At 33.6% G+C, this 13,217-nt stretch carries 14 protein-coding genes; 8 read left to right on the top strand and 6 right to left on the bottom strand.

Annotated elements, in window-relative coordinates; all coding sequences use genetic code 11:
* The 6 genes from AC061C_RS14285 to AC061C_RS14310 all read right to left on the bottom strand — a co-directional run.
* The coding region (locus AC061C_RS14285) for a hypothetical protein (RefSeq protein ID WP_478291731.1) at positions 1 to 396 on the bottom strand (396 nt) is incomplete at its 3' end.
* 3 nt (positions 397 to 399) lie between these two features.
* On the bottom strand, positions 400 to 2,193 hold the full coding sequence (locus AC061C_RS14290; RefSeq protein ID WP_478291732.1) for an ORC-CDC6 family AAA ATPase: 1,794 nt from the start codon (positions 2,191 to 2,193) through the stop codon (positions 400 to 402).
* On the bottom strand, positions 2,193 to 3,362 hold the full coding sequence (locus AC061C_RS14295; protein ID WP_478291733.1) for a metallophosphoesterase family protein: 1,170 nt from the start codon (positions 3,360 to 3,362) through the stop codon (positions 2,193 to 2,195). Before AC061C_RS14295 ends, AC061C_RS14290 begins: the two co-directional genes overlap by 1 nt.
* Positions 3,363 to 3,366: 4 nt before the next feature.
* Positions 3,367 to 4,215 (bottom strand): DNA adenine methylase, encoded by an 849-nt coding sequence (locus tag AC061C_RS14300; protein WP_478291734.1) that lies wholly within the window; start codon positions 4,213 to 4,215, stop codon positions 3,367 to 3,369.
* A 46-nt stretch (positions 4,216 to 4,261) separates the two neighbouring features.
* Positions 4,262 to 4,951: a nucleotidyl transferase AbiEii/AbiGii toxin family protein gene (locus AC061C_RS14305; protein ID WP_478291735.1), complete on the bottom strand. Its 690-nt coding sequence runs from the start codon at positions 4,949 to 4,951 to the stop codon at positions 4,262 to 4,264.
* The gene (locus tag AC061C_RS14310) at positions 4,944 to 5,465 is read right to left on the bottom strand and encodes a hypothetical protein (RefSeq protein WP_478291736.1); all 522 of its coding nucleotides are present in this window, start codon (positions 5,463 to 5,465) and stop codon (positions 4,944 to 4,946) included. The genes AC061C_RS14305 and AC061C_RS14310 overlap by 8 nt, the downstream gene beginning before the upstream one ends.
* Positions 5,466 to 5,740: 275 nt before the next feature.
* Here AC061C_RS14310 and AC061C_RS14315 point away from each other — a divergent pair, with 275 nt between their 5' ends.
* The 8 genes from AC061C_RS14315 to AC061C_RS14350 form a co-directional block, all read left to right on the top strand.
* Positions 5,741 to 6,043: a DUF4134 domain-containing protein gene (locus AC061C_RS14315; protein ID WP_478291737.1), complete on the top strand. Its 303-nt coding sequence runs from the start codon at positions 5,741 to 5,743 to the stop codon at positions 6,041 to 6,043.
* A gap of 11 nt (positions 6,044 to 6,054) precedes the next feature.
* A complete protein-coding gene (locus AC061C_RS14320) occupies positions 6,055 to 6,387 on the top strand; it encodes a DUF4133 domain-containing protein (RefSeq protein WP_478291738.1) in 333 nt (110 codons plus the stop codon).
* Positions 6,384 to 8,888 (top strand): TraG family conjugative transposon ATPase, encoded by a 2,505-nt coding sequence (locus tag AC061C_RS14325; RefSeq protein ID WP_478291739.1) that lies wholly within the window; start codon positions 6,384 to 6,386, stop codon positions 8,886 to 8,888. Before AC061C_RS14320 ends, AC061C_RS14325 begins: the two co-directional genes overlap by 4 nt.
* Before the next feature lie 24 nt (positions 8,889 to 8,912).
* Positions 8,913 to 9,545 (top strand): DUF4141 domain-containing protein, encoded by a 633-nt coding sequence (locus tag AC061C_RS14330; protein ID WP_478291740.1) that lies wholly within the window; start codon positions 8,913 to 8,915, stop codon positions 9,543 to 9,545.
* 2 nt (positions 9,546 to 9,547) lie between these two features.
* Entirely contained in the window at positions 9,548 to 10,540 is a 993-nt protein-coding gene (gene traJ / locus AC061C_RS14335) for a conjugative transposon protein TraJ (RefSeq protein ID WP_478291741.1), read from the top strand.
* A gap of 19 nt (positions 10,541 to 10,559) precedes the next feature.
* Positions 10,560 to 11,183, top strand: a complete 624-nt coding sequence (gene traK / locus AC061C_RS14340; protein WP_478291742.1) for a conjugative transposon protein TraK — start codon at positions 10,560 to 10,562, stop codon at positions 11,181 to 11,183.
* 226 nt (positions 11,184 to 11,409) lie between these two features.
* On the top strand, positions 11,410 to 12,666 hold the full coding sequence (gene traM / locus AC061C_RS14345) for a conjugative transposon protein TraM (protein ID WP_478291743.1): 1,257 nt from the start codon (positions 11,410 to 11,412) through the stop codon (positions 12,664 to 12,666).
* 25 nt (positions 12,667 to 12,691) lie between these two features.
* On the top strand, positions 12,692 to 13,217 hold a 526-nt coding region (locus tag AC061C_RS14350; RefSeq protein WP_478291744.1), incomplete at its 3' end, for a DUF8473 domain-containing protein.

The raw sequence follows: 13,217 nt of genomic DNA on the forward strand, positions 1-13,217 counted from the left end.
AGTATAACTAAAATAAACAGTTATATTATTCAAGACATTATTTTTATTTTTTAAATACAATATTATTGAATAATACCAAGACTTTGTCATACATGAGTAGTCTACAATAATTGACATTTCTTTTTTATGAATTTGTTGTAATTCGTCATCAAGGAATTTATATATTTTTAAGTGATCATTGTAGCTTATCTTAACCTTCTTTAATTTAATATCTTTATCATCAATAACTAGATCTTTATAACAAAGAGCAATTGACTTTGAAATTTTATTTTTTAAAATTAATTTGTTATACAGATTTAATGATCTCTTTTCGTGATTTTCTGCGCATAAAAACAAATCGATTTCCTTATTTGCTAAGTCATCTATCTGAATTTGTCTGCCATATGTTATTTTCATAATTTATTGAAATAAAGATATTTGATTGACATTTGATAAATCTGTTCCTTTTAAACATTCACTTAAATTCACCTTGTTATATTTTCGAATAGGTAAATCATATAGTATAAAAAATAAATAGGAAAGCTTAAACCTTTGTCTTCTAATTTCGAAATCGAAAAAATCATCATTGGTATCAAGTAAAATAAATGCTCCTTGGGATATTCCTTTTTCAATAAGTTCAATGATGTTATTTGGTATAATTATATCATTATCATCTACTGTAAAAGTACCTTTTGGATCCATTCTAAACTTATGACCAAGTATTTGATCTTTGAAGTATAAACCTATTTTATTTATAATATCAATTATTGTTAACTTATTATTGCCGATAGGAATATTACCAATAACATTTTTAAATCTTGTAGCAGCAGCAAATAGTTCTTTATACTGGGTATTTTTATCTGCACATTGTGCATCAGATTTAAATAAAATCGAATTTGTAATTCCAATCAACCACCTTGGGTTACCATCACAAATTTTTGACAATACCTCAATACCAAAAACAAGTTCATTTGTTTTTCTACTCCTAAAATCAGGCTTATTAACTCCCTTTTTTATCCTGTTTTCATTAATAAATGCGTTTCTATAGTAAACTATTGGTTTTATTTTTCGATGCAAAGTATTTTTTTGCTTATCATCGATGGGGAGGGGATTTGATGTATTTACATTTTTACTCTCCAAAAATTCTTTGAATGAATCATCTTTTTTAATCAACTCCATCATTTGCTTATAGAAGTCACTACCTTGTTCATAACTATTTGATTCACCATTATAAATCTCATTTGATCCAAAATAAGTATCAATGTCAGCTGAAGGATATTTTTTTTCTAATAAAGATTCTATTAATTTTCGTGAGAATTGTTCATGATCTGATACATTCCACATTTTAATTAATTCATAATCATTTCCTGAAGTTGCTCGATAAGCACCCTTTAATGAATTCTCTAAATCTAATGAAAGGATTGGACTTGCACTCAATTTATAAATTATAAATTGCTTTCGGCTTCTTAAGGAGATAAAAAGCTCAGACTGCAGCCATAATGGAGCAAATTCAAGTTCATCAAAGCATAAAGCCCACTTCTTTTTATTTTCAACATTATAAATTCTTTCAAAAATTGGAATTATTGATTCAATTGAAGTTTCAAAAGAAAGGCTAAAATAATCTGGATTTGGTATATGAATAGTAGAATCATAATTAAAAATTAGCTTTTGAATCATTTGATTTACTTCATCAATTCTAAAATTCAAAGCCTCTTTAACGTGTTTTAGTTTTGGAATGACTGAATTTAGTTTCCATGAGTTTATTAGATATTTACATAATTCTAATTCTTTGGTCTCATTATCATTATCTAGTTCAAATTCTATTATATTTAGAAATGTGTCGCACAATGATGTAAATACATTAGTTGCAACCGAAAACCTAGAAACTAATTCATGAAAATTACCAAATTGTTTTAATTGTAAACTATAAGTTTGATTTTTCACATCCCAATAAATATCGGTAGAAATATAAATTGCATAAAAACTAATATCATTTTTTATACTTTCCGAATTTTCGCTCTTCCAAGTATATAAAGCAGGAAGAGTCAACATCTTCATTAATGTAGTTTTACCACATCCTCTTGCTCCTAAAATAACAGTATGATTATTCTGGATTAACTTCCCAAAACTTTCAGACCAAATGAAACTTTCAGCTACTTCTTTTGGAGAGTTGTGTCTTGCGTTATAAGTCGGGAATATTGTTTCAGTTTTCATTATTCTAAACCTTTTAGATTATATATTACTTTTGGTCCTTTCCAAAGGTGTACATCTGTTTTGTAGGTATTTGATTCAAGTAAATCTAGTAATCTTTTTGAATCATCCGGTATTAAATTGTTTAAATCGGGTGTTTTTTCAGAAACTTCATTCCAGGTCAATTTTATTTTATCTTTTAATGCGATTTCAATATCAGCAAATATTTGCTCGACTGTTCTTTCGTTACCAAAACCTGATATAGGAGCAAATGCACTTTCATCAAAATTCATTTTCCAACCTTCGTTTGGTAAATACGTCCAGGTTGAAATTTCGCCTTTACATTTTTGTTTATCCTTTGATAATTCCACGATATGAAAAGCATTGCGATATCCTGTAAAAGAAAGATTTGTAAAGGCTGAAAAACTTCCAGATGAAAATAAAGCTAATTTGTAATTTCCATGATATTTAATACTTGGATCATGTTTATGACCATATATAAATAAATCAAAATTATTTTTACCTAAAAGATCTAAAAGATCTTCGCCGTTTACAATTTTATCATCTTCTCCTAAATTTTTTCTAGGATGTGCAATAGGAGGATGATGGCTCATAGCTATTTTTATTTTATCATCATTATGAATTTTTAAGTAAGAATCTATATATTCCATAGCATCTGAGCTAATTTCTCCATTATGTGATGATTCTTTATTATAATGAAAATGAGAGCTATTAATGACTAAAACTCTTGATAACTCATTCTCTATGAACGCACATCCTTTTGACCAAAAAGTATCTCTGGTAGCTTCATCTGCAATAGGGAAACCTTTCTTTATACCTTTAGCGTTTTTTAAACTATAATTTGAAATAGTTTGATATACATCTACATCATGATTTCCCACCGTTGCAATAATATCTTTTGCTCTTAGTTTTTGACTAATTTCAATTGAGAAATCCCAACCCGAAATAAAACCCTGAGTATTAGATTTGTCTGTAAAATCTCCTGGACATAACGTTATATCAACTGTTAGTCCTTCATTTTCAATCAGATGTAATAAGCTCTCGACTGGATGATCAGAAGACGGTGATCTTAATTTATCCGTTAATAAATAAGAACTATGCGGTGAGCTAAGAGTTGAAGGATGGCAATGTAAATCACTAATAATAGCAATTTTTATTTTCTTTACAGTCATATATTTATAGTCTTGTATTGTAAATTATTAACTCATTAAATATTCCTCTGGTTTTATTTCGCCCACCAACTTGACTATTTCTAGATAATTTTTTTATTTTACCGATATTACTATATAAATTTGATATCGAAATATGAGAAGCATTTGTTAGAATAAAAAAAGCTTCGCGTTCAATTATATTTTCAATGTATGTTTTCAATCTTTCCTGATCTTTCCAAGAAAATAATTTCTGATTGTACTCAATGAAACCATTATTTTCATGTGCAACTGTATATGGTGGGTCTATAAATACTAAATCTCCTTTTTTGATATTATCAAGATTTTCTTCAAAACTTTGATTTTTTATTGTTACGTTTTTAAGCTTTAAGCTTATATTCAATAATAATTCTTCATTAATGAAATTAGCTTTTTCTTGCTTACCATATGGCACATTATAAATACCTTTGCTATTTACTCTAAATATTCCATTAAAAGAAGTTTTGTTTAAATATATAAACCGAGAAGCTCTTTTTTCTTTTATTCTTGGGTTTTCATTCCTGATTTTATAGTAATCATCGGAAGTGTTTTTTAATTTCTTTAAATATTTGATAACTTCAAGAGGATTATCTCTTAACTGAATATAGGTATTTATCAGATCTTCATTAGTGTCTGATAAATAATGCTTTCGATTTATGTTTTCGTCTAAATTAACTAAATGGAAAAATACAGAACCAGCTCCAAGAAAAGGTTCGTGATAGTTATTAAATGATTTAGGTAAAAAATCATTTATGTGTTTTTTTACAAACCATCTTTTAGATCCTGTCCATCTCAAAAAAGGAGTTACATTGCATTTATCTATTTCTATTTTAATCATTGTTTATTGATTTATACCAAGAATAAAAAGCTTTTGGATTATTGATTTATACTATTATTCTCTCTATTTTCTCCATCAACATTTGAAATCGTTCTTCTCTAATTAACGGATGGATGTGCATGGCTAAAATTTCGTTAGCTTGTGGATGTTTTTTAATGGCTTTAAGTTCTTGCTTGATGTATTGTTTCAAGTCATCTTCACTCGCTAGTATTTCTTCCACTATTGTTGTTCTATTGTCGATGAGATAGATGATATCTTCGTAGTCGTGGCTTCCGTAAAAGTCATTTTGTCCCCGATCTTTAAATGCCTCTATTTTAGTAGCCAGAAAATAAGGAGATGGTAATACGTTGATCTTAATTCCTTCTGACAATTCTATTTGTTGTAAGTATTTGAATCCCGGCTTGTACCATTTATTAGATATTCCAATACTACTATCGTCTGCAGGCATTATGTCTATGGCAATATTTTCAAACTGATACGAACATATGGATTGTCCTTGAGGATCTGGATAGAAATTAAGTTCAGCTAATCGTTCTTGCATTTGTGTCCATTCATAATAATTAGCTAAATTAATAGTCATGTCTATGTCAGAAGTGGGACGAATTTCCTCAGCAGCTGGATCATCAGTATATAAGCTAATCACCGCTCCTCCAATGAATACCATTTTTTCATTTAATTCCTTTAAGCCTTTTGCCACTTGAGCTACTAATGCTAGATTGATTATTTTATTATACATGGAGTATTCTTTTTTCTAATTCTCGTTTTGCCATTTCTTTTTCTCTGACTCTTCCCACTCTAATAGCATCCACTAAAGTTAATAATTCGTATAAATCAGTGTCTTTTAATGAAGCTTCTACGACTGAGGAGTATAAAGGTTCTATAGCCTGACCTCGGTCTAAACCTTTTGCATATGGCCAAACATATTTATCAGTTGCTTGAATAATTTTATTTAAAGGTTCAGCAGAATGGGCTGTTAGTATTCCTCTAACTAATGCACCTGGTTGTTGCGGAAAAGCATAGCCTACACCATGAATTAGAAACTCGCTAAAAGCAATTTTGTTCACTTTTTTTCGGGCATCATCAATTAATCCCGCATATTTAGAACGATTTAAAGACTGGCTCACTTCAGATTGGCTCATGCCTAATTCTTGAGCAATAGTATGATGAAACCAAGGTTGTTCACCTAATGCAATTATTTTCAACAAAATTACAATGTCTTGTGGTTTGAGATTACTTTTTACTTGTGTCATTCTAATATTTCATATTGCGATATGCAATATTAACTAAAAAATATAGAAAAAGCAAATTTTTTAATCCGCTATATCGCATATTGCGATTTACAATATAACATTATTGATTGCTCAAGTTTAGTGATTTTTACTATCACAAACTAAGTTGTCAAGTCTTCTTCTGCCAAACAACTCCACATAAGGACAACTTATTAAACTGCAACGGTTTCCACATGATATTTGTTCCATACTCCTGTAAAGTACAGGAACAAAGAACAATTTAAATTTTTCAAATCATGGGAAATCAAGTTAAAAAAGTAGTGTTGGTAGTGGCTGTACTATCAACAATTAGTGGAGTAGCACAAGGAAACGGTACCGCAGGAATCACAGAAGCGACACAAATGGTCACTTCTTATTTTGATCCTGCTACCCAACTTATTTATGCTATTGGAGCAGTAGTTGGGCTCATTGGTGGGGTTAAGGTGTATAACAAGTTCAGTAGCGGTGATCCAGATACTAGCAAGACTGCTGCGAGTTGGTTTGGAGCTTGTATCTTTTTGATCGTCGCGGCAACTGTTTTACGTTCTTTCTTCCTATAATTTTTTGCCTTATGAATACTTATAATATTAATAAAGGCATTGGAAGAACAGTGGAGTTCAAAGGACTGAAAGCGCAGTACTTGTTCATCTTCGCAGGTGGTTTGCTCGGGATGCTTATCCTGATAATGATCTTGTACATGACTGGAGTCAATTCTTATCTGTGTCTTTTTATAGGAATCGGTGGAGGATCGCTATTAGTATGGCAAACTTTTTCATTGAACAAAAAGTACGGTGAATATGGATTGATGAAAGTGGGAGCGAATAAAAGACATCCACGATATATCATCTGTCGTAAGCCTGTGCATCGCTATTTTCAGTTGAATTCCAAAATGCATCGGCTATGAGAAATATATCAAAATCGACAACCTTGGAAAGTAAGTTTCCGTTGCTAGCAGTAGAAAATAATTGTATTATCTCTAAGGATGCTGATATCACCGCTTGTTTTCGAGTACAGCTTCCAGAGCTTTTTACAGTTGCATCTGCGGAATATGAAGCCATACATTCGTCTTGGCACAAGGCTATAAAAACCTTGCCTGATTATACGGTGGTGCACAAACAGGATTGGTACATTAAGGAAAATTATGCTCCTGATATTGCCAAAGAAGATTTGAGTTTTTTGGCAAAGTCCTACCAGCAACATTTTAATGAGCGTCCGTTTCTCAATCATTATTGCTATTTGTTCTTAACTAAAACGTCCAAAGAGCGTATGCGAATGCAGAGTAATTTCTCTTCGCTTTGCAAAGGAGTGCTCATCCCAAAAGAGCTAAGAGATAAGGAAACCATTTCTCGCTTTATGGAATCGGTGGCGCAATTTGAGCGAATTGTGAACGATTCCGATTTTATAAAACTGGAACGATTAAGCGACGATGATATCATTGGAACAACTAGGAAACAAGGATTATTGGAACAATACCTAAGCCTTTCAAGAGAGGAGGGGACACCAATGCAGGATATTGCTTTGGGTGGAGAAGAAGTTCGCATAGGAAACAAAAGGCTTTGTTTGCATACGTTATCCGATACCGATGATTTGCCTAGTTCGGTGTCTGCAGAAACCCGTTACGAAAAATTGTCTACCGACAGAAGTGACTGTCTTTTGTCTTTTGCTGCGCCTGTTGGATTGTTGTTAAGTTGTAATCACATTTACAACCAGTATCTTTTTTTAGATAACAGCGAAGACAACCTGCGCAAGTTTGAGAAGTCAGCAAGAAATATGCATTCCTTGGCACGGTATAGCAGGGCTAATCAAATCAATAAGGAATGGATCGAACGCTATTTGAATGAAGCACATTCTTTTGGACATGCTTCTATTCGGGCGCACTTCAATGTAATGGCATGGTCAGATAATCCATTGGAATTAAAACAATTGAAGAACGACACAGGTAGTGCTTTGGCATTGATGGAATGTAAACCAAGGCACAACACTACAGATGTTGCGACGCTTTATTGGGCAGGAATGCCAGGCAATGCAGGAGACTTTCCGAGTGAAGAAAGCTTTTACACTTTTATAGAACCTGCGCTTTGTTTTTTCACTGAAGAAACCAATTATAAAAGTTCACCCTCGCCTTTTGGAATCAAAATGGCTGACCGGCTTACAGGGAAACCCATTCATTTGGATATTTCTGATTTGCCGATTAAACGTGGTATTATTACCAACAGGAACAAATTCATATTAGGTCCATCAGGTTCAGGAAAGTCATTTTTTACGAATCACATGGTAAGACAATATTACGAGCAAGGGGCGCATGTGCTGTTGGTGGATACAGGTAATTCGTATCAAGGATTATGTGAATTAATCAAGGGAAAAACTAAAGGAGAAGATGGCGTTTATTTCACTTATACCGAAGACAATCCGATAGCCTTTAACCCTTTCTACACCGATGATGGCGTGTTCGATATTGAGAAAAGAGAAAGTGTCAAAACTTTAATATTGACCTTATGGAAAAGGGATGATGAACCACCAACACGCTCAGAAGAAGTGGCACTTTCAAATGCAGTGAGTGGTTACATCGAACGAATCAAGCTGCAAGATGATTTTCCTTCTTTCAATGGGTTTTATGAATTTGTACAAGGAGATTATAGGCAAGTATTAGAAGATAAAAAGGTACGAGAAAAAGACTTTGATATTGCCAACTTCTTAAATGTATTAGAACCTTACTACAAAGGAGGTGAATACGATTATCTGTTGAATTCCGAAAAGCAACTGGATTTACTTTCTAAACGATTTATTGTTTTCGAAATCGATGCGATCAAGGATCATAAAATCCTTTTTCCAATAGTGACCATCATTATTATGGAAGTTTTTATCAATAAGATGCGTCGATTGAAGGGAGTACGAAAATTAATTCTGATTGAAGAAGCTTGGAAAGCTATTGCAAAAGAAGGGATGGCAGAGTACATCAAATACCTTTTTAAAACGGTGCGAAAGTTTTTTGGAGAAGCCATTGTTGTAACCCAAGAAGTAGATGATATCATCCAATCTCCCATTGTGAAAGAAAGTATTATCAATAATTCGGATTGTAAAATACTCCTTGACCAAAGGAAGTACATGAACAAATTTGATGATATCCAGGCCATGCTTGGTTTGACTGAAAAGGAAAAGGCACAGGTACTTTCTATCAACATGAATAATGATCCTAATAGATTATACAAAGAAGTTTGGATTGGGCTAGGCGGTACGCATTCGGCAGTATATGCTACAGAAGTTAGTCTCGAGGAATATTTAGCCTATACCACTGAAGAAACAGAAAAGTTGGAAGTCATGCAACTTGCAGGACAATTAGATGGAAATGTAGAAAAGGCTATCAAAAGGATTGCCCTTGAGAAAAGGGATAAAGAAAACAATTAGTAAAAATTTTAAAAACAAATAGAAATGAAAAATTTAAAAATTATGGTATGTATGGTGATTTTATTTGCTTTCATGCCGACTGCTAAAGCACAGTGGGTGGTCACAGATCCTACAAATTTGGCACAAGGAATAGTCAATTCAGCAAGACAGATTATACAGACTTCGACCACAGCGACCAATATGATTAACAACTTTAAAGAAGTCCAAAAAGTCTATAATCAAGGTAAAGAATATTATGATAAACTAAAGGCAGTAAACAATCTGGTAAAAGATGCTCGAAAAGTGCAACAGACTGTGTTGCTTGTTGGCGATGTTTCTGAAATGTATGTAAACAATTTTGGAAAAATGTTGAACGATCCCAATTTCAATGAGCAGGAACTAACAGCCATAGCTAATGGGTATTCAATCTTACTTAACGAAAGCACAGAACTTTTGAAGGAGTTAAAACAAATTGTAAACTCTTCTAGCTTGTCACTCAATGACAAAGAACGAATGGACATTATTGACCAAGTGTATCTGAAAGTAAAAGAGTATCATAATTTGGTTCGTTATTTTACGAATAAAAATATATCGGTTAGTTATCTGAGAGCCAAGAAAGCCAATAGTAGTCAAAGAGTATTGAATTTATACGGAACAGCGAACCAAAAATATTGGTAATCATGGAATTTAGTAATCTTCATGAAGTACTACGCTCGCTCTATGACGAGATGATGCCATTATCAGCAGATATGGCTGCGGTTGCTAAAGGTTTGGCTGGATTGGGTGCATTGTTTTATGTCGCATTAAAAGTCTGGCAAGCGCTGAGTAGTGCCGAACCGATAGACGTCTTTCCTTTGCTTAGGCCTTTTGCCTTGGGTATCTGTATTACATTTTTTCCAACGATTGTATTGGGAACGCTTAATGGAGTATTGAGTCCAGTGGTGCAAGGAACGCATAGCATATTAGAAAGTCAAGTTTTAGATTTGAATGCTTTACAGCAGCAGAAAGACCTATTGGAGAGAGAGGCAATGCTTCGTAATCCTGAAACAGCCTATTTAGCATCGGATGAAGAATTTGATAAAAAGTTGGAGGAACTCGGATGGACACCCTCCGATCTAGCAACCATTTCGGGTATGTATATTGAAAGAGAAATGTACAGTATCAAGAAAATGATTCGGGATAGTTTTCGTGAATTTTTAGAAGTGCTTTTTCAAGCAGCTGCATTAGTCATAGATACTATTAGAACGTTCTTCTTAATAGTGCTTTCCATATTGGGTCCTTTAGCATTTGCGATTTCAGTCTGGGATGGATTTCAGTCTACTTTAACGCAGTGGTTCACTCGGTATATTAGTGTGTATCTCTGGTTACCTGTTTCAGATCTTTTTAGTGCCATGTTATCCAAGATCCAATCCTTAATACTCCAAAAGGACATCGACAGTTTATCCGATCCCAATTTTATTCCCGATTCATCGAGTACCGTTTATATCATATTTATGATTATTGGCATCATAGGGTACTTTACCATACCTACGGTGACTGGATGGATAATTCAGGCTGGTGGCGCAGGAAACTTTGTTCGCAATATAAATCAAACGACTACTAAAACTGGGAATATAGTAGGGGCTGGTACAGGCTCTGTTGCTGGAAATATTGGCGGTAGATTAATGAAATAACAATTTAAATTAAAGTAAAATGGAATTTAAAACTTTAAGAAATATCGAAAATAGTTTTAGTCAAATTAGGCTTTACGCTCTTGTATTTGCAGTACTGTGTGTTGGTATATCAGGTTATGCTGTTTGGGAATCATACCGTTTTGCTGAATTACAACGTCAGAAGGTCTATGTATTAGACAACGGAAAATCGCTAATGTTAGCTCTTGCTCAGGATGCTTCTATTAATCGCCCTGTAGAGGCTCGTGAGCATGTTCGACGGTTTCACGAGCTTTTTTTTACAATAGCTCCAGATAAAAATGCCATTGAGAACAATATGAAAAGAGCATTTAATCTAGCAGATAAAAGTGCTTTTGATTATTACAAAGACTTAGCAGAAAAAGGATATTACAATAGGATCATTTCAGGAAATGTCCAACAGAGACTTGAAGTTGATAGTGTGGTATGTGATTTTGAAACCTATCCTTATGCTGTGAAAACGTATTCTAAGCAGTTCATCATTCGATCCAGTAATGTGACAAAAAGGAATCTCGTCAGTTCGTGCTACCTAGTGAATTCCGTTCGTTCCGATAACAATCCACAAGGATTCAATATGGAGAAGTTTACGGTTTTGGAAAATAAAGACCTAGAAATTATTGAACGTTAAAAATAACAAAGATGAAAGAGATTCGAACAAATATTGATCTATGGATTAATGAAGTTGAGGTGAAATGGAGGATGCTTCCATTGCAGAAGCAGTATAAATATATCATAGTTTGTTTTGCCGTCTATCTAATGATCAGCATAGCTGGTATTCTTATCAGTTTGATTTAGTTTCAGTAGCGCCAAATCTCTAGAGGGATCATTAGTACTAATTATAAAAAAGAAAAGACATGAAAGAAAATGAAAACAAAAAAAATGCAGTCTATGTTACAGATGGCAGTGTAAATACAGCTTCTGAAGGACTGGTAGTGAGTAGTGAGGGTAAAGCCGAAAAAATTAAAAAGCCAATCATTTTTGGATTGATGGCAATCGTATTTTTTGGTTGTATGTATTTGATATTTAAACCAGCAGAAAATATAAAAAATATTGAGATTCTAGGACTTAACGACTCAGTTCCTCAGGCTACAACTATTGGTTTAGAAAATGATAAACAAAAAGCCTATGAACAGGAATTAGTAGAACAGAAAAATGAAGAAAAACAAAATGCCCTGACATCGCTATCTGATTACTGGAATGAAGGGAGTACAGAAGAATCTTTGCAAGATGTTCCTGAAAAACAAGGGAATAATAACGCTTCATTAAATAGTTATCGCAATGCACAAAACACATTGGGCAGTTTTTACAATAATGATAATTCTGAAACGCAGGAATTACGCAAACAACTAGAGGAGCTAAAAGAAGAACTTGCAAAAAAAGAAGAACCCCCAACTAATGTTGTTGATCATCAGTTGGAGTTAATGGAGAAATCGTATCAGATGGCGGCTAAATATTTGCCGATCAGTTCAGCTTCGCCCGAAACCAAGGCAACTGGAACTTCTTCACCCAAGGAAGAATTTGTTTCCATAGTTCCAGAAAGGCAAAATGTCGTTTCTAACCTTGAGCAAAGAGTTGAGGAACATCCAGTAGTAGCGGATATCAATACTAAATTCACTAGTACTAATCAGCAACAGCACGCGAAGAATAGTATTCGTGCTATTGTTCAAGAAACACAACTAGTATCAGAAGAAACTAGTGTTAGCTTGCGTTTATTGGAGCCTGCAAGGATACAGAACAAAACGATCCCTGTCGGAACTATAGTAACGGCAAATTCAAAGTTTCTGCAAGGTAGGTTACAACTAAAAGTTAGCTCCATTGAGTTGGAGGGAAATATTCTCCCCATTGAGCTCACTATCTATGGTTTGGACGGACAACAGGGATTGGCAGTGCCTTATTCTCCGGAACGTACCGCTATGACCGACATGGCAGCCAATATGGGACAAACTTCTGGTAGTAGTATAATGCTATCAACTTCTGCCGGACAACAGATTGTAGGGGATTTAAGCCGTGGATTAGTCCAAGGAGTTTCAAATTATTTCTCAAAAAAAATTAAAACTCCGAAAGTTACCCTAAAAGCAGGACTGCAAGTACTGTTAGTCTCAAAAAAATAATTGTTTAAAAAGTAATTTATATAAAATGAAAACAACCGTAAAAAATACTTTGATTGTACTAATTTTAATGTTAGGATACACATCAATTACGCACGGGCAAGAGGCCTTGTGCACGAATGCAAAGAAATACTTGAGTATAATAGAACCCTACGATATAGAAGTAACATTCGATAAAACCTCACATCTATTATTTCCCTCTGGTATTCGTTACGTAGATTTAGGTAGTACTAACTTGGTTGCTAGTAAGGCTGATGATTCTGGTAATGTTTTGAGAGTAAAAGCCTTTGTTCGGGATTTTGAAGAAGAAACTAATTTTTCAGTAATTACGGAAGACGGAACTTTCTATAGTTTTAATGTCTCCTACAATTCGTGTCCTAGGGTTACTAATTACAGTTTAACTAAAACTCATAAAAGCGATCGTGAATGGAATTCAAAACCAATTTTGTTTAAAGAACTTGGAACAAATTCGCCTAACGTGGTCGACGAATTAATGGAGGAGATATACAAGCAAGACAAACCCTTTATAAAACAAATTGGTACAAGAAAATTTG

The sequence above is a fragment of the Flavobacterium sp. GNP010 genome, from assembly GCF_056428945.1.

What these genes read in the sequence shown, in the direction of transcription:
- AC061C_RS14320 (WP_478291738.1), top strand. Translation starts at nt 6,055, where the DNA reads ATGAATACTTATAATATTAATAAAGGCATTGGAAGAACAGTGGAGTTC.
- AC061C_RS14295 (WP_478291733.1), bottom strand. Translation starts at nt 3,362, where the DNA reads ATGACTGTAAAGAAAATAAAAATTGCTATTATTAGTGATTTACATTGC.
- traJ (WP_478291741.1), top strand. Translation starts at nt 9,548, where the DNA reads ATGGAATTTAGTAATCTTCATGAAGTACTACGCTCGCTCTATGACGAG.
- AC061C_RS14330 (WP_478291740.1), top strand. Translation starts at nt 8,913, where the DNA reads ATGAAAAATTTAAAAATTATGGTATGTATGGTGATTTTATTTGCTTTC.
- AC061C_RS14305 (WP_478291735.1), bottom strand. Translation starts at nt 4,951, where the DNA reads ATGTATAATAAAATAATCAATCTAGCATTAGTAGCTCAAGTGGCAAAA.
- AC061C_RS14310 (WP_478291736.1), bottom strand. Translation starts at nt 5,465, where the DNA reads ATGACACAAGTAAAAAGTAATCTCAAACCACAAGACATTGTAATTTTG.
- AC061C_RS14325 (WP_478291739.1), top strand. Translation starts at nt 6,384, where the DNA reads ATGAGAAATATATCAAAATCGACAACCTTGGAAAGTAAGTTTCCGTTG.
- AC061C_RS14290 (WP_478291732.1), bottom strand. Translation starts at nt 2,193, where the DNA reads ATGAAAACTGAAACAATATTCCCGACTTATAACGCAAGACACAACTCT.
- traM (WP_478291743.1), top strand. Translation starts at nt 11,410, where the DNA reads ATGAAAGAAAATGAAAACAAAAAAAATGCAGTCTATGTTACAGATGGC.
- AC061C_RS14315 (WP_478291737.1), top strand. Translation starts at nt 5,741, where the DNA reads ATGGGAAATCAAGTTAAAAAAGTAGTGTTGGTAGTGGCTGTACTATCA.
- AC061C_RS14300 (WP_478291734.1), bottom strand. Translation starts at nt 4,215, where the DNA reads ATGATTAAAATAGAAATAGATAAATGCAATGTAACTCCTTTTTTGAGA.
- traK (WP_478291742.1), top strand. Translation starts at nt 10,560, where the DNA reads ATGGAATTTAAAACTTTAAGAAATATCGAAAATAGTTTTAGTCAAATT.